This is a genomic window from Rathayibacter sp. VKM Ac-2835, from assembly GCF_013266705.1.
Classification (GTDB): Bacteria; Actinomycetota; Actinomycetes; order Actinomycetales; family Microbacteriaceae; genus Rathayibacter.
The window spans coordinates 20,683-36,305 of record NZ_JABSNQ010000002.1 but is presented as its reverse complement, the minus strand read 5'-3'; the positions used below and the strand labels follow the sequence as shown (position 1 = coordinate 36,305).

The following is a 15,623-nucleotide window of genomic DNA, read 5'->3' as shown; positions in this document are numbered from 1 at the left end:
CGCGGTCACAGCGCTCCCTCCCCTCGCGCGGCGGGGCGCGGCCTCGCGCTCGCGAGCAGCGCCCCGAGCGGGGTCGGGCCCTGGACGAGCCGGTCGCCGCGGGAGAACCGCCGCTCGATCATCCGCTGGCCCGCGCTGAGGACCGTGGTGACGAGCAGGTACCAGAGGCTGACGGTGATGAGCAGCGGGATCACCTCGAAGTTGCGGGAGTAGATGGTCTGGGCGGCGAAGAGGATGTCCGGGATCGCGATCACGCTGACCAGCGACGTCGTCTTCAGCATCGAGATCGTCTGGTTGCCGGTGGGCGGGATGATCACCCGCATCGCCTGCGGCAGGACGATCCGCCGGAAGACCTGAGCCTTGCGGAGCCCGAGCGCCTCAGCGGCGTCGACCTGCCCGGGGTCGACCGAGAGCAGGCCTGCGCGGACGATCTCGGACATGTAGGCGCCCTCGTTGAGCCCCAGGCCGAGTATCGCGGCGAGGAAGGGGCTGATCAGCACGTTGGTGTCGGCGCTGGCGAAGGTCGGGCCGAACGGGATCCCCAGGCTCAGCTCGGGGTAGAGCGCGGCGAGGTTGAACCAGAAGATGAGCTGCACCAGCAGCGGCGTGCCGCGGAAGAAGGCGACGAACCCGCCTGCCGCTGTCGCCACCACGAGGGTCGGGGACTGCCGGCCGACGGCCATCAGCACGCCGATCACGATGCCGACGACCATCGCGATGACGGTCAGCAGGAGCGTGGTGCCGAGTCCGCGGAGGATCCGCCCGTCGAGGAAGTAGCCGAAGACGCTGCCCCACTCGAAGTTGGGGTTGGTCGCGACCGAGTGGGCGAGCAGCGCCGCGAGCACGAGGATCACGACGGTCGCGGCCCGCCGCCCCCAGTGCCGGACGGGGACCACGGTCTCGGGCGGCGCGGTGGTCGTCGCGCGCTCCTCCACGGCGGTCATCCGCTGATCTGGGCCGGGTCGGTGTAGAGCTCGGCCTGCTCGACCGCGCCGACCTCGACGCCGAAGCGCTCGAGGTTCTCCTGGTAGTCGCCCGTCGTCATCAGGTGCTCGAGGGCGGCCTGGAAGGCGGGGGCCAGCTCGGAGCCGTCCGGGAAGGCGATGCCCCAGGGGCTCGGCTCGAAGTTGACGTCGAGCGCCTCGAGCGCGCCGTCGGACTGCTCGGCCTGGAAGACGGCGGGCGGCACGGCGCTGACCGTCGCGTCGACGCGGCCGGAGCTCAGGGCGAGCACGGCGTCGGCCGCGGTCGGGAAGGTCGAGATCTCGATCGCCGGCTCGCCCGCCTCGGTGCAGACGGCGTCCCACTTCGGCAGCGTGATGTCGTTCTCGGTCGAGCCCTTGAGGACGCCGACGGACTGGCCGCAGAGCGTGTCGATCGTGAGGTCGAGCGGGTTGCCGCCCTCGACCAGGAGCGTCGTGCCGCCGAGGAAGTCGCTGACGAAGTCGACGGTCTCCAGCCGCTCGGCTGTGACGCCCAGCGCGGCTGCCGCGGCGTCGATCTTCCCGGAGGCGAGCGAGGGGAAGAGCGCGTCGAACTTGATGTCCTCGAAGACGATGTCGAGGCCGAGCACCTCGCCGATCAGGCTCATCTCCTCGGGCTGCGACCCGGAGAGCGTCGTACCGTCCTCCGCGAGGTCGAGCAGCGGCGGATAGCCGGGGCCGCTCGCGATGCGGATCTCGCCGGCCGCGGCGATGTCCTCGGGCACCAGGTCGGCGATGCTCTGCTCGAACAGGGCGCTCGGCTCCGCGTCGGTCGTGGCGGCGGCGTCGGTCGAGCAGCCGGCGAGGAGGGCCGCGGAGGCGAGCACCGCGGTGACGACGGCGGCCCGGCGGGCGGGGCGCGGCGTGGCGCGGGGCGCCGTGCGTGCGGAACGGGGGACGGTCGGGTTCATGGGACTCCTAGGGCTGCGGGAAGCGTTCGTGGAGCGGGCGACGGCGCGCCGTCGTCGCGCTCGGCGGGCCGTCGTGACCGCCGCCGGGCGAGTGAGACGACTGTAGGAACGGCGGGTTCCGGCGCTGTTACAGTGCGTGCTGGTGACAATTCGGGCGCCTCGAGATTGAGGGTTCTGCAGGAGGGGCGGCTCGTGAGCGGACGCGTGACGACGGGGCTGCGGGTCGTGCGGCTGCTCGGGGAGCGGCCGGATCCGACGGCGCCGCTCGGGGTCGGCGTGATCGCCGCCGAGCTCGGCGCGCCGCTCAGCTCGGTCTCGCGGCTGTGCGCGGAGCTGGAGCGGACCGGGCTGATCGAGCGCGGCGCGGACTACGGCAGCTACCGCCTGGGCGCGGTCGCCGTGCGGCTCTCGGGGCGGGCTGCGGCGCCGGTCGCGCGGTCGCTCCGGTTCGCGCTGACGCTCGCGGCGCAGCAGACCGGCGAGACGGTCGTGCTGGCGGCCGGAGCGCCCGGGGCGATGCGCGTGATCGGGAGCGTGCTCTCGTCGTGGACCCTGCACTCCCCCGCCGCGGTCGGCGAGCGGATCGACGACGCGGGCGGCGCGATCGCCCTGGCCGCGGATCCGCTCCGCCTCGGCGAGGACGCCGTCGTGGAGACGGCCGAGGGGCTGCGCGTCGAGATCGCGACGCCGCTGCTGACGCCCGCCGGCGAGTGCGCGGCGGTGCTGGCGGTGCGGCTGCCGGCGGTGCGGCTGCGCGAGAACGGGCCGCGGATCCGGCGGGCGCTGGCGGTCGCACGACGGAGCATCGAGGCGGGGCTCGACGGGTCGCGGGAGGCGGGCGCGGGGCGCGACACGGCGGACGGCGACGAACCGCCGGTCTCAACCGTCTCGACCGCCGGCGGCTCCGCGCTGCACGCGGCCCTCCCGCTCCTGCAGCACCTGGCCGACGGGCCGGACACCGCCGCCGGCGCCGCGCGGGCGACCGGGCTGCGCCGCGACCGCACCGGTCGGCTGCTCGATGCGTGCGTCGAAGCGGGCGTGGTCGAGCGCGGCGGCGACGGGGAGTTCCGCGTCGCCTGGGTCGTGCACGGCTGGTTCGGGGCGGCGGCCGCTCCGCTGATCGTGTCGCGCGGCGGCCCGCTGGTCGCCGAGGCCGCGCGGAGCCTGCGCGCCTGCGCGTTCGTCACCGTGCTCGCGGGGATGCGCAGCCTCACCCTGGTCGAGGAGCTCGCTGTGCTGGATCGTAGCCTGGCCGGCGACGGCCTGGCGATGATCCCCTGGCTCGGCCGCGCCCATCCGATCGTCGGCTCGGACGGCGGCCCCACCATGCTGATGGACCTCGAGCCGGACGAGCTGACCCAGCTGTTCCCGGCCCGGCACACCCCGCGCGACCTGACCCGGTTCCTCCGCCGGATGCAGACCGTCCGCCGCGACGGCGTCCTCTCGATGCAGGCTTACGACGACGCGGGCATGGTCTCGATCTCGGCGCCGATCCGCGACGCGAGCGGCGCGGTCGTGGCGGCGGCGTGCCTGGTGGGCATGGCCGATGACGTCACGGCGCGCTTGCGCGAGCTCGAGCGCGCGGCGATCCGGCTGGCGGAGGCGGTGTCGGCGGTGCTGCGCTGACGATGTCCGCGCGCGGGCGTGCACGACGAAGGCTGGAAGCCCCGAGAACCGGCCTTCCTCAGCCGATCGGGCCTTCCATGCTCAAGTGCGCACGCCCACTTCCATCACAGAGCGCAGAGACTCCGGCGAGGAGCATCGAAGGCCCGACACCGCAGGTCAGCGGCTCCGCTCGTGACGCGGGATCTGCGTCAGGTCGATGCCGAGGACGCTCCGGAGCTGCGCGGCGAACGCCCGCTCGAGGTCGGCGCAGACCGGGTCGCCCTCGGCCCAGATCCTCGCGGCCCGGCAGCTCGCCTCGATCTGCTCGGCGGTCGCCGACCGCCACCACTGCGGGTCGGCGGCTGCTGCGAGGAGGCTGCGGGCGTCCTCGACCTCGCGCCGGTAGCGGGTGAGCAGTCCGCGCGTCCTCTCCGGGTCCGGCTTGGCCGCCCAGAGATCGTCGATGTGCGACTGCAGTTCGGCGTCCCCGACGCGGCAGGCGTGGAGGACCAGCTCGCGCGCGTTCTCGAGTGGCGGGGTGCGGGTGTCGTCGAGGCCGGTCACGGTCACGGCCGTTCGCCGGTGATGCGTCGGCCTTCGGGGGGTCGGGGGTCCAGCAGAGTCGTCATCGAGATCCTTCGGCGCGCAGTCGGGGGCGGGGAGCGGCGGGGCCCGGTGACGTGCGTCCGACCGGCCGCGAGGGAGTGGGGGCTCTCCTGCGGCGGGCGAGCAGTGCCCTCGTCGCCACGGCCCGGGGGTCGGCGTCCGCGGGCGGGCGCCTTCTCGTGGGGCCGCGGGGGGATGCGACGACGGCCGACTCCGGATCCGCTCGTCGACGACGCTATCTGAACATCCCTTCAGACATCGAGGTGTTGACAGGGCGCCGGATCCGCGCGGGTGGACCGGTGGCGGGCTCCGATGCTCGGTCACACCCCGTTCCGTGTCCAGTCGCAGTGCGCCTCCCGCGCGAGTGGACCCGTATCGGGCTCCGGCGCCCTCGCAGCCCCCGCTCCGCGTCCAGTCGACGCGGCAGCACGCCTCAGCGCGTCGTCGCCATCACCCGCAGGCGGCAGGCCAGCTCCAGCGCGAAGCGGGTGTCCGGGTCCTCGAGGTCCAGGGCCAGCGCCTGCTCGATGCGGCGCACGCGGTAGTTCACGGCGTTCGGGTGCAGCAGCAGCACCTCGCCGGCCCGCGCCAGGGAGTTGCGGTTGCTGAGGTATGCGAGCAGCGTGCGCACCGAGATGGCGGAGCGCTCCGCGCCGAGGGCGTCGAGCGGAGCGAGCACGTCGTCGAGCAGCGCGCGGCTGAGCGGGGATGCGTAGAAGTCGAGCAGCACCCGGCGCAGGCCGGTCACATCGGTCACCTCCACAGCCCCGAGGCGCCCCGCCGCGACGGCCGAGCCGGCGGTGATCCGCGCCTCCGTCGCCGACTGCCGGAGCCCCGAGGCGCCGGACTGCGGCGTGCCGAGGCCGACCGTGAAGGTCCAGCCCTCCCCCGCAAGAGCCGCACCGTACGCGATCAGCCGCTCGGCCACGTCCCGCACGCGCCGCTGGTGGTCCGGCGCCCCCGACTCCTCCGACGCCACCACCACCAGGTCGTCGTGGAAGACCGCCAGGTGCCAGACCTCGTCGCGGCCGTCGGTCAGCTGGAAGGCGTTCAGCTCGATCGCCGCGACCAGGGCCGCGGGGAGGCGGCGCTCGGCGTCGTCGCGGTGGCGCGGGGTGATCCAGGCGGCGGCGTGCGCGGAGGCGACCGGCAGCCCGGCCCGCGCGGCGTCCACCGCGAGGGCGTCGATGCGCGACGACTCGGCCAGCAGCAGCTCGACCACGAGGTCGGCCCGCGAGCGCGCCGGGCCGAAGCGCACCTGCGACTCGCGCTGCAGCGCCCGCGACAGCAGCGCGGCGATCACCGGCAGCGCGATCACCGCCGCGGTCTCCGGCTGCTCCGCGACCAGCCGCCCGACCGCGACCTCGCCGATGCAGACCGCGTCGGGGTCGCTCCAGGTGACGGCCGGATCCTCGACCATCCGCAGCTCGATCCCGAGCGCCGCCGTCGCCGCGTCGAGCACGGCCGAGCGCGCATCGAGCGGGTCGCCGTCGCAGGCGGCCCGGGCGGCGGCGATCGCGAGCTCCGCCCGGCCGAGTGCCTCGGCCGCCCCGCCGCGCAGCAGCCGGTCGATCGAGACGGCCAGCTCGGACGGCGGCGCGCTCGCGGTCAGCACCGGCAGCGCGCCGCGGTCGGCCAGCGAGCGCGAGGTCTCGGCCAGCGCCAGCTCGCCCACGAAGAGCAGCGCGGCGACCTCGGCCGCGATCGCCCGCCGGATGACGATGTCGATCTGGTACGCCCGCGGCTGCTCCGCTCCGTGCAGCACGATCACCAGGTGCCCGGGCAGCGCCTGTCCCACGTCCTCGAGCGCCAGCATCTCCACTCCGCTGAGCGCGACTCCCGCCGGGTCGCCCGCGCGGCAGACCATGCCGAACTGCTCGCCGTGCTCGAGGACATGGAGGAGCGACGTATGTGCCATGAGCACAATCATGGCCGTTTCCTCATGGTGACGGCACATTCCGCCCGCTTGCACCCGTGGCTAGCCTCGGAGCATGAGCTTCACGCCCCCGGCCGGACCGAGCCCCGTCCGCCTGATCACCCGCGACGACGTCGCTCCCCTGGCCGCCGGCTGCGCGGTCTTCGGCACCGGCGGAGGCGGCTCGGTGCACGGCGCTCAGCTCTCGGTCGAGAACGCGATCGAGGCCAACGGCCCGGTGCGCGTCGTCGGCATCGCGGACCTCGGCCCGGACGACGCGGTCATCATCATGTCCGGGATGGGCGCCCCGTCGGTCGGCATCGAGATGCTCGGCTCGAGCAGCCAGGCGCACACGCTGCTCCGCGAGGTCGAGCGCCTGATCGGCCGCCCGGTCACGACCGTGATGGCGGCCGAGATCGGCGGCAGCAACGGCGTCGCGCCGGTCGGCTGGGCCGCGGAGCTCGGCCTCGCGGTGCTCGACGCGGACGGCATGGGCCGCGCGTTCCCCAAGGCCACGATGATCTCGATGAACGTCGCCGGCCTGCCGAGCGAGTTCGCGGTGATGAGCGACGTGGTCGGCAACGTCACGGTCCTGCGCACCGTCGACATCGCCTGGCTCGAGCGCCACGCCCGCGCCTTCACCGTCGCCGCCGGCGGCATCGCCCTCGGCGCGCACTACCTCCTCACCCACGAGACCGCCCCGGGCGCCGTGATCGAGGGCACCGTCAGCCGCGCGATCCAGGTCGGCCGCCGCCTGCTCGCCTCCGCCGACCCGGTGGCCGACATCGCCGAGGAGCTCGGCGCGGCCGTGCTGATCGGCGGCAAGGTGATCGACATCGACCGCAGCACCGAGGGCGGCTTCACCCGCGGCTCCGTCACGATCGACGGCGTCGGCGCCGACCGCAGCCGGATGGTGCGGGTCGAGATCCAGAACGAGAACCTCGTGGTGATCGAGGACGGCGGCGTGGTCGTCAGCGTCCCCGACCTCGTCTCGATCCTCGACTCCGAGACCGGCGAGGCGATCTCGACCGAGATGCTCCGCTTCGGCCAGCGCGTCAGCGTGCTCGCCTGGGCCTGCGATCCGCTCTGGCGGACCCCGCGCGGGATCGAGCTGGCGGGACCCGCCGCCTTCGACTTCGACTTCGACTACGTGCCGTTCGACGGCGCCGTGGCGGAGGTGGCCCGATGAGCGCACAGCCCCGCGACCTGTCCGTCGGCATCGACGTCGGCGGCACCAACACCGACGCCGTCGTGCTCGACGCCGACGGCGCCGTGACCGCCTGGACCAAGCAGGCCACCACCGAGGACGTCACCGGCGGCATCCGCGCCGCGCTCTCCGCGGTGCTCGGCGAGCTGGGCGCCGACCGCGACCGCGTCTCCCGCGTCATGCTCGGCACCACCCACGCCACCAACGCGATCGTCCGCCGCCGCGACCTCGGCCGCGTCGCCGTGATCCGCCTCGGCGCCCCCGCCTCGACCGAGTTCCCCTCGCTCTCCGGCTGGCCCGCCGACCTCCGCGGCACCGTGCTCGCCGGCAGCCTGCTCGCCGGCGGCGGCCACCTGATCGACGGCTACCCGATCTCGCCGCTCGACGTCGACGGCATCCGCCGCTTCCTCGACTCGCTCGAGGGCCGCTTCGACGCCGTCGCCGTCTGCGGGATCTTCAGCCCCTCCTTCCCGGAGCAGGAGCTCGAGGTCGCCGCGCTGGTCGCCGACCACGTCGGCGTCGACCTGCCCGTCTCGCTCAGCCACGAGATCGGCGCACTCGGCCTCCTCGAGCGCGAGAACGCGACCGTGCTCAACGCCGCGCTGCACGGCATCGCCCGCGACGTCACCCAGGGCCTGCTCACCGTGGTCGACGAGGAGCGCCTCGACGCCGCCACCTTCTTCGCCCAGAACGACGGCACGCTGATGGCCGTCGAGTACGCGGCCCGCTACCCGGTGCTCACCATCGGCTCGGGTCCCGCCAACTCGATCCGCGGAGCCGCGTTCCTCTCCGGCGCCGACGACGCGATCATCATCGACATCGGCGGCACCACCAGCGACCTCGGCGTGCTCGTCGACCGCTTCCCCCGCGAGTCGACCCTGCCGCGCGAGATCGGCGGCGTCCGCACCAACTTCCGGATGCCCGACATCCTCAGCGTCGGGATCGGCGGCGGCACCGTCGTCGACCTCGCGACCGGCGTGCCGACCACCGACTCGGTCGGCTACCGCATCGCCCGCGAGGGCCTGCTCTTCGGCGGAGCGACCGCCACGCTCACCGACGCGGCCGCGATGCAGCTGCCCGGGATGATCCCCGGCCGGAGCCTCCCCGCGCTCGACCGCGCCACCCGCTCCGGCCTCGGCAACGCCCTCGCCGTCGCGCAGGACCGGATCGAGTCGGCCGTGGAGCGGATGTCGCTCGGCCGCGTCGGACTGCCGCTCGTGGTCGTCGGCGGCGGCGGCTTCCTGGTGCCCGACCACGTGCACGGCGCGAGCGAGGTGCTCCGCCCCGACCGCGGCAATGTGGCCAACGCCGTCGGCGCCGCGATCGCCCTGGCCGGCGGCCGCGCCGACCAGCTGTGCGACCACGTCGACCGCGCCGCCGCGATCGAGGCGGCCGGGCGGATCGCGATCGAGCGCGCGATCCAGGCCGGCGCCGATCCGCGCCTCGTCGAGATCGTCGACGTGCTCGAGACGCCGCTGTCGTACTCGGCCAGCGCGTCGCTCAAAGTCTCCGTGAAGGCCGCGGGCCCGCTGGCCCTGATCGGGAGTCCTGCACCACTCGCCCTGCATTCCCCGAAGGACGCATCATGACCCGTTCTCCCCGCACCACAGCGCTCCGAGTCCCGGCCGTCGCCGCGGGCTCGCTGGTGGCGCTGCTCGCCCTGAGCGCCTGCTCGGCCCCGGCCGGCGGCTCCGCGGCCGGCGCCGACCCCGTCTCGGGCGGCACCTTCTCCCTCGCGATCAACGACGACCCGGGCAGCCTCAACCCGTTCACCGGCGTCTCGCTCGTGCAGCGCGCGATGGTGACGTTCGGCTACGACTCGCTCGCCTACACGACCCCCGAGGGCGAGGTCGTGCCCTTCCTCGCCGAGAGCTGGGAGTCGACGCCCACCTCGATCGCGTACACGCTGAAGGACGGCATCACCTGCGCCGACGGCACCCCCTTCACCGCCGAGACGGCCGCGGCGAACTTCGCCTACCAGGCGAACGCCGACAACGGCACGTTCTGGTTCGGCTCGAACGTCACCGCCGACATGACGGCGACCGCGGAGGGGAACGTCGTCACCGTCACCTCGACGGCCAACAACCCGTTCCTCCTGCAGGGCACCGGCAGCATCGAGATGGTCTGCCAGGCCGGCCTCGACGACCCGTCGACCCTGACCGACACCACCAACGGCACCGCGCTCTACGCGCTGACCGCGTCGAACCCCGGCTCCGACTACACCTACACGAAGCGCGACGGCTACACCTGGGGCCCGGACGACGTCACCAGCGACACCGAGGGCCTGCCCGACGAGATCGAGGCGCGGGTGATCACCGACGAGGCGACCGCCGCGAACCTGCTGATCTCGGGCGAGCTGAACGCCGCCTCCGTCATCGGCGCCGACCGCCAGCGCCTCGACGCCGCCGGCCTCGACACCGAGGGCGTGCTGAACCCGATCGGCGAGATGCTCTTCAACGAGCGCGCCGACCGCCCCACCGCCGACGTCCGCGTCCGCCAGGCGCTGACCCTCTCGCTCGACCGCGACGCCGTCGGCGAGCTGGTCACCGACGGCAACGCCGTCGACTCCGTCTCGCTGGTCAACCAGATCCCGCTCACCTGCGTCGCGGGCGGCCCGGAGTGGACGCTGCCCGACACCGACGTGGACGCCGCGGGCGAGCTGCTCGACAAGGCCGGCTACCCGCTCGGCTCCGACGGACTGCGCGCGAAGGACGGCGAGCCGCTCACGATCCGCTTCCTCTACGACGCCGGAACCCCCTCGCACGGCGCCGCCGCCGAGGAGGTCCAGCAGGAGTGGAACGAGCTCGGCATCACGACCGACCTGGTCGCCGAGGACTCCGCGGGCTGGTCGACCGACCTCTACCAGAGCTACGACTGGGACACCGGCTTCATCCAGCTCGCCCCCTCGAGCCCCGTGGTGCTGAGCCTGTTCTTCCTCGGTGAGACGAGCGAGAACGGCGGCTACAACTTCATGGGCGTCTCGAACCCCGAGTACAACGCGCTCGCCACGCAGGCGCTCAGCGCCGGCAGCGCCGACGAGGCCTGCGGCATCTGGAAGCAGGCCGAGTCCGAGCTGATCGAGCGGGTCGACGTCTTCCCGCTCGCCGAGACGGAGTCGCCGATGTACGTCAAGGGCGCGACCCTCGAGCGTCCCGGCACCGTCGCTCCCACCACGATCCGGATGCAGGGCTGACCATGACGATCCCCTCGGTGCGACCCACGGCCCCGCTGTCACCGGCCTCCCCGCCGAGCGCGCCCGCGGCCGGTCCGCGCCGGGGGGATCGTCTGCTCGGCGCGGTCGGCTCCCCGCGCCTCGCCTTCCTGCTCAAGCGGTTCGCCCGCGCGGCAGTCTCGCTGGTGATCGTGCTGATCGCCTCCTTCTTCATGGTCCACTTCGTGCCGGGCGACCCGGTGCGCGCGGCGCTGGGCCCGACGGCGCCGGCCGAGACCGTGGCGGTGCTGCGCAGCACCCTCGGCCTCGACCTGCCGATCGGCCAGCAGTTCGCGAACTACCTCGGCGGGCTGCTCCGCGGCGATCTCGGCACCTCGATCAGCACGCAGCGCCCGGTCGGCACGACGCTGGCCGAGCGGCTGCCCGCGACGCTGATGCTCTCGGTCGTGTCGTTCGCGGTCGCCGCGCTCGGAGCGTTCCCGATCGGCGTCGCCACGGCCGTCTCGGCCCGCGCCGGCAAGCACCGCACGCTCGACCTCGGCGTCTCGGGCCTGCTCGGCGTCGTGATCGCGATACCGAACTTCCTGCTCGCGGTCGTGCTGATCTGGCTGTTCAGCATCGTGGTGCCGCTCGCGCCGTCCGCGGGCTGGGGCGGCCCGGAGTACGCGGTGCTGCCGGTGCTCGCCCTCGCCATCGGCCCGCTCGCCTACCTCTCTCGCATCGTGCACGTCGAGATGGTGCGGGTGCTGGAGGCGCCCTACCTCACCACCGCGCGCAGCAAGCGGCTGCCGGGGCACCTGCTCTACCTCCGCCACGCGCTGCCCAACATCGTCACGGCGACGCTCACCGCGGGCGGCGTCGTGCTCACCGGCCTCGTCGCCGGCACGGTGCTGATCGAGACGGTCTTCGTCATCCCCGGCATCGGCTCGACGATCGTCTCGTCGATCACTACCAAGGACTACCCGCTGATCCAGGGCATCGTGCTGATGTACGCCGTCCTGGTCCTCGCTGCCAACCTCGTCATCGACCTGCTGCTCGCCGCGCTCGACCCGCGGTCGGCCATCGCGGAGGCCTGAGCCATGAGCACTGCATCCCGTTCCCCCCGCCCGCCGCTCGCCCACCGGCTCCCGGAGTCGCTGCGCACCCCGCAGGGCGTCGCGGCCGCCGTCGGCCTCGTCCTGGTCGTCCTCGCGACGGTTCTCGGCCCGATCCTCTTCGGCGACCTCGCCACCGAGCGCTCGATCGCCGACCGCCAGCAGGGCGTCAGCCTCGCGCACCCCTTCGGCACCGACGACCTCGGCCGCGACCTCTTCGCCCGCGTCGTCGTCGCGACCCGGGTCTCGGTGCTGCTCACCCTCGGCGCGACCGGCATCTCCGTCCTCGGCGGCGTGCTGCTCGGCGTCGTCGCGGTGCTGCTGCCGCGCCTGCTGCAGCGGCTGATCGCGGGGCTCATCGACATCCTGCTGTCCTTCCCCTGGCTGCTGCTCGCGCTGTTCTTCTCGGTGATCTGGGGCACGACCGCGGTCGGCGCGATGCTCGCCGTCGGCTTCGCCGGCATCCCGGTCTTCGCGCGGCTCACCAGCACGCTCGCCGCGTCGGTCTCCTCGAGCGACTACGTGCGCGCCGCCGGGATGCTCGGCAGCCGCCCGCTCCGCACGACCGCCCGGCACGTGGTGCCGAACATCCTGCCGCCGCTGCTGGTCAACTCGGCCGCGCACGCCTCCGTCACGCTGCTCTCCTTCGCCGCGCTGTCCTTCCTCGGCCTCGGCGTCCAGGCGCCCGAGTACGACTGGGGACGGCTGCTCAACGAGGGCGCGAAGCGGATCTACGTCGACCCGATGGCCGCGATCGGCCCCGGCATCGCCGTGGTGCTGGTCGGCGTCGTCTTCGCGCTGCTCGGCGAGGTCTTCAGCGAGTCGTCCTCGCGCCGCCGCCCGGTGAAGGCCGTGAAGCGCCGGCGCTCGGACGAGGTCGTCGCACCCGTGACGGACGCGATGCCCGTCGTCGAGATGTCCGGGCTGCGCGTGGCGTTCCCCGGCCGCGACGGCGCGATGACCGAGCGCGTGCACGGCGTCGACCTGACGATCCTGCCCGGCGAGACGGTCGGCATCGTCGGCGAGAGCGGCTCGGGCAAGTCGGTCACGGCGAGCGCCGTCGCCGGGCTGCTCGGCCCCGACGCGCTGGTCACGAGTGAGCAGCTCGTCTTCCGCGGCATCGACATGACCGCGGTGCCCAACGCCGCCGAGCGCCGCCGCCTCGGTCTCGAGCAGGCGATGATCTTCCAGGACCCGCTGACCTCGCTCAACCCGGCGCTCACCATCGGCCGCCAGCTGCGCGAGGCGAGCGAGGTGCACGCCCGCACCCCGCGCGCCGAGTCGCTGCGCCGCGCGATCGACAAGCTGAACCTGGTGCGCATCCCGGACGCCGAGAAGCGCGTCGGCCGGCTGCCGCACGAGTTCTCGGGCGGCATGCGGCAGCGGGCGATGATCGCGATGGGCCTGATGGGCACGCCGCGGCTGCTGATCGCCGACGAGCCGACCACCGCGCTCGACGTCACGGTGCAGCGGCAGGTGATGCAGGCGCTGCGCGAGGCGCAGGACGCGACCGGTGCGGCGATCCTCTTCATCTCGCACGACATCGCGCTGGTCAGCGGCTTCTGCGACCGGATCGTCGTGATGCGCGACGGCCGCGTGGTCGAGGAGATCGCCGCCGCCCGCCTCGACGAGGCGCAGCACCCCTACACGCGCGGGCTGATCGCCTGCGTGCCGGACATGGCGACCGACCGGAGCGCGCCGCTCCCGGTGATCGCGGCGATCGACGAGCAGCCGCAGGCCGCGGCGACCGGTCGGCCCGCCCACGACCAGGAGGCACTGACCGCATGAGCGAGCTGCGCTACGAGGCGGTGACCGTGCGCTTCGGCCACGGCCGCTCGGCGACCACGGCCGTCGACGCCGTGGATCTCACGGTCCGCCCCGGCACCACGCACGGGCTGGTCGGCGAGTCCGGCTCCGGCAAGTCGACGGTGGCCCGCGTCGCCGTCGGCCTCACCCCGCTGCACTCCGGGCGGATCCTGCTCGACGGCGTCGACATCACCAGCCGCGAGCCGTCCGCCCGGGCCGCGCGCCGCCGGGTGCAGATGGTGTTCCAGGACCCGCTGTCGGCGCTCGATCCGCGGATGAGCGTCGGCGCCTCGATCGCCGAGGGTCTGCTCGCGACCCGCCGGCGGCACTCCGGCGCCGCGCGCGACGACCGGGTCCGCGAGCTGCTCGACCTGGTGCACATCGACCCGGCGCGCGCCGACGACCGCCCGACCGCCTTCTCCGGCGGGCAGCGCCAGCGGATCACGATCGCCCGGGCGCTGGCCGCCGAGCCGGAGGTGCTGATCGCCGACGAGATCACCTCGGCGCTCGACGTCTCGGTGCAGGGCGTGGTGCTCAACCTGCTCCGCGAGCTGCAGCAGAGACTCGAGCTGACCATGCTCTTCATCTCGCACAATCTCGCCGTCGTCCGCTACGTCAGCGACGAGGTCTCGGTGATGCGCGGCGGGCGCCTCGTCGAGCACGGTACGACCGACGCCGTCCTGTCGGATCCCGCCGACCCGTACACGAGGCAGCTGCTCCGGGCCGTGCCCGTGATGGGCCGGCCTCTCGACCTGGAGGACGCATGACCGAGCTCCTGATCCGCTCCGCTCGCTTCGCAGGGCAGGACGCCCCCGCCGACCTGCTGCTGCGCGACGGCCTGATCGCCGCGATCGCTCCGGCCGGCACGCTGCCGGGCAGCACCGAGGCGCTCGACGCCGACGGCCGCTTCGTCGCGCCCGGCTTCTGGGACGCGCACGTGCACTTCACCCAGTGGGTGGTGCGGAGGCAGCGGGTCGACCTCGCCCCCGCGGCGAGCGCCGCCGAGGCCGTGGCGATCATGCGCGCGGCGCTGCCGGTGCGCGAGGACGCCGTGCTGATCGGCTACGGCTTCCGCGACGGCCTCTGGACGGACGCGCCGACCCGCGCGGCGCTCGACGCGATCGCGCCCGACCGGCCGCTCGTCCTGATCAGCGGCGACCTGCACTGCGGCTGGCTGAACAGCGCGGCCGGCCGCCGCTTCGGCCTGTCGATCCCCGAGGACGGCGTGCTGCGCGAGACGGAGTGGATCGGCACGCTCGACCTGATCGACGCGGTCGGCCTGCCGACGTCCGCCGCCTACCGGGAGACCGCCGAGGCCGCCGCGGCCCGGGGAGTCGTGGGCATCGTCGAGTTCGAGAACGCCGACAACTCCCGCGCCTGGCCGGCCCGCATCGCGGAGGGCGTCACGTCCCTGCGCGTCGAGACCTCGGTCTGGCCCGACCGGCTCGACGACGCGATCGCCCGCGGACTGCGCACCGGCGACGCCCTCGACCCGGCCGGCCTCGCCCGGATGGGCCGCCTCAAGATCGTCGTCGACGGCTCGCTGAACACCCGCACCGCCTACTGCTTCGACCCCTACCCCGGCATCGCCGCCGACCACCCGCATCCGTGCGGCGTGCTGAGCGTCGCTCCGGAGGAGGTGGAGGGCCTGCTGATCCGCGCCCGCGACGCCGGGATCCTCCCGGCCGTGCACGCCATCGGCGACCGCGCGAACGCCGCGGTGCTCGACGTCTTCGAGCGGCTCGGCCTCGCGGGCACGATCGAGCACGCCCAGCTCGTCGCGGCGGAGGACTTCGCGCGCTTCGGCCGCCTCGGGCTCGTCGCGAGCGTGCAGCCGGAGCACGCGATGGACGACCGCGACGTCGCGGACCGGCACTGGGCCGGCCGCACCGACCGCTCCTTCGCCTTCGCCTCGCTGCACGCCGCCGGCGCGACCCTCGCCCTCGGCTCCGACGCGCCCGTCGCCCCGCTCGACCCGTGGGTCTCGCTGGCCGCCGCCGTCAGCCGCCGCCGCGACGGCCGCGAGGCCTGGCACCCGGCCGAGCGGCTGCCGTTCGACGTCGCCCTCGCCGCCAGCACCCGCGGGGCGGCCGTCGCCGTCGGCGCCCCGGCCGACCTCGTGCTGCTCGACCGCGATCCGGCGACCACCGACGCCGACGGCGCACTCGACACCGACGCGCTGCGCAGCACCCCGGTCGCCGCGACGCTGCTCGGCGGCCGTCCCACCTGGTCCACGCTCTGACAGCTTCTCCTCCACAGGCCGCACAGGCCGCCCGTTCTCCACAGTTGCTCCCGCCTCCCCCGCACCTCCCCGACAGGACCCC

At 74.1% G+C, this 15,623-nt stretch carries 12 protein-coding genes; 8 read left to right on the top strand and 4 right to left on the bottom strand.

All coding sequences use genetic code 11. The annotated features are described in order from the left end of the window. Window positions 1-5: 5 nt before the first annotated feature. Together HRK28_RS08160 and HRK28_RS08155 are read right to left on the bottom strand one after the other, a co-directional pair. Complete coding sequence (locus HRK28_RS08160; protein WP_173251053.1) at window positions 6-944, bottom strand: amino acid ABC transporter permease; 939 nt, start codon at window positions 942-944, stop codon at window positions 6-8. Next, window positions 941-1,894: an ABC transporter substrate-binding protein gene (locus tag HRK28_RS08155; RefSeq protein ID WP_173251052.1), complete on the bottom strand. Its 954-nt coding sequence runs from the start codon at window positions 1,892-1,894 to the stop codon at window positions 941-943. The genes HRK28_RS08160 and HRK28_RS08155 overlap by 4 nt, the downstream gene beginning before the upstream one ends. A gap of 192 nt (window positions 1,895-2,086) precedes the next feature. On the opposite strand from HRK28_RS08155, the gene HRK28_RS08150 reads away from it, so the two are divergent. Then, window positions 2,087-3,520 carry a helix-turn-helix domain-containing protein gene (locus HRK28_RS08150; RefSeq protein ID WP_173251051.1) on the top strand — a complete coding sequence of 478 codons (1,434 nt, stop codon included), beginning with the start codon at window positions 2,087-2,089 and terminating at the stop codon, window positions 3,518-3,520. A gap of 156 nt (window positions 3,521-3,676) precedes the next feature. Here the strand turns inward: HRK28_RS08150 and HRK28_RS08145 are convergent, their stop codons facing one another. Together HRK28_RS08145 and HRK28_RS08140 are read right to left on the bottom strand one after the other, a co-directional pair. Continuing rightward, entirely contained in the window at window positions 3,677-4,069 is a 393-nt protein-coding gene (locus HRK28_RS08145) for a hypothetical protein (RefSeq protein ID WP_173251050.1), read from the bottom strand. A gap of 469 nt (window positions 4,070-4,538) precedes the next feature. Further along, window positions 4,539-6,023 carry a CdaR family transcriptional regulator gene (locus HRK28_RS08140; protein WP_217274617.1) on the bottom strand — a complete coding sequence of 495 codons (1,485 nt, stop codon included), beginning with the start codon at window positions 6,021-6,023 and terminating at the stop codon, window positions 4,539-4,541. A 73-nt stretch (window positions 6,024-6,096) separates the two neighbouring features. Here HRK28_RS08140 and HRK28_RS08135 point away from each other — a divergent pair, with 73 nt between their 5' ends. From HRK28_RS08135 to HRK28_RS08105, 7 genes are read left to right on the top strand one after another with little or no spacing between them, the layout of a single operon-like run. Next, window positions 6,097-7,209, top strand: coding sequence for a DUF917 domain-containing protein (locus HRK28_RS08135; RefSeq protein ID WP_217274616.1), 1,113 nt, complete (start codon window positions 6,097-6,099; stop codon window positions 7,207-7,209). Beyond that, on the top strand, window positions 7,206-8,816 hold the full coding sequence (locus HRK28_RS08130) for a hydantoinase/oxoprolinase N-terminal domain-containing protein (RefSeq protein ID WP_173251049.1): 1,611 nt from the start codon (window positions 7,206-7,208) through the stop codon (window positions 8,814-8,816). Before HRK28_RS08135 ends, HRK28_RS08130 begins: the two co-directional genes overlap by 4 nt. After that, complete coding sequence (locus tag HRK28_RS08125) at window positions 8,813-10,420, top strand: ABC transporter substrate-binding protein (protein ID WP_173251048.1); 1,608 nt, start codon at window positions 8,813-8,815, stop codon at window positions 10,418-10,420. The genes HRK28_RS08130 and HRK28_RS08125 overlap by 4 nt, the downstream gene beginning before the upstream one ends. Window positions 10,421-10,422: 2 nt before the next feature. Beyond that, window positions 10,423-11,475, top strand: coding sequence for an ABC transporter permease (locus tag HRK28_RS08120; protein WP_173251047.1), 1,053 nt, complete (start codon window positions 10,423-10,425; stop codon window positions 11,473-11,475). Window positions 11,476-11,478: 3 nt separating this feature from the next. Beyond that, on the top strand, window positions 11,479-13,281 hold the full coding sequence (locus tag HRK28_RS08115) for a dipeptide/oligopeptide/nickel ABC transporter permease/ATP-binding protein (protein ID WP_173251046.1): 1,803 nt from the start codon (window positions 11,479-11,481) through the stop codon (window positions 13,279-13,281). After that, entirely contained in the window at window positions 13,278-14,066 is a 789-nt protein-coding gene (locus HRK28_RS08110; protein ID WP_173251045.1) for an ABC transporter ATP-binding protein, read from the top strand. The genes HRK28_RS08115 and HRK28_RS08110 overlap by 4 nt, the downstream gene beginning before the upstream one ends. Continuing rightward, window positions 14,063-15,541 carry an amidohydrolase gene (locus HRK28_RS08105; protein ID WP_173251044.1) on the top strand — a complete coding sequence of 493 codons (1,479 nt, stop codon included), beginning with the start codon at window positions 14,063-14,065 and terminating at the stop codon, window positions 15,539-15,541. Before HRK28_RS08110 ends, HRK28_RS08105 begins: the two co-directional genes overlap by 4 nt. Window positions 15,542-15,623: the final 82 nt, after the last annotated feature.

Coding starts and splice junctions, on each gene's coding strand:
- HRK28_RS08135 (WP_217274616.1), top strand. CDS start 6,097: ATGAGCTTCACGCCCCCGGCCGGACCGAGCCCCGTCCGCCTGATCACC.
- HRK28_RS08155 (WP_173251052.1), bottom strand. CDS start 1,894: ATGAACCCGACCGTCCCCCGTTCCGCACGCACGGCGCCCCGCGCCACG.
- HRK28_RS08115 (WP_173251046.1), top strand. CDS start 11,479: ATGAGCACTGCATCCCGTTCCCCCCGCCCGCCGCTCGCCCACCGGCTC.
- HRK28_RS08140 (WP_217274617.1), bottom strand. CDS start 6,023: ATGGCACATACGTCGCTCCTCCATGTCCTCGAGCACGGCGAGCAGTTC.
- HRK28_RS08105 (WP_173251044.1), top strand. CDS start 14,063: ATGACCGAGCTCCTGATCCGCTCCGCTCGCTTCGCAGGGCAGGACGCC.
- HRK28_RS08110 (WP_173251045.1), top strand. CDS start 13,278: ATGAGCGAGCTGCGCTACGAGGCGGTGACCGTGCGCTTCGGCCACGGC.
- HRK28_RS08120 (WP_173251047.1), top strand. CDS start 10,423: ATGACGATCCCCTCGGTGCGACCCACGGCCCCGCTGTCACCGGCCTCC.
- HRK28_RS08130 (WP_173251049.1), top strand. CDS start 7,206: ATGAGCGCACAGCCCCGCGACCTGTCCGTCGGCATCGACGTCGGCGGC.
- HRK28_RS08160 (WP_173251053.1), bottom strand. CDS start 944: ATGACCGCCGTGGAGGAGCGCGCGACGACCACCGCGCCGCCCGAGACC.
- HRK28_RS08125 (WP_173251048.1), top strand. CDS start 8,813: ATGACCCGTTCTCCCCGCACCACAGCGCTCCGAGTCCCGGCCGTCGCC.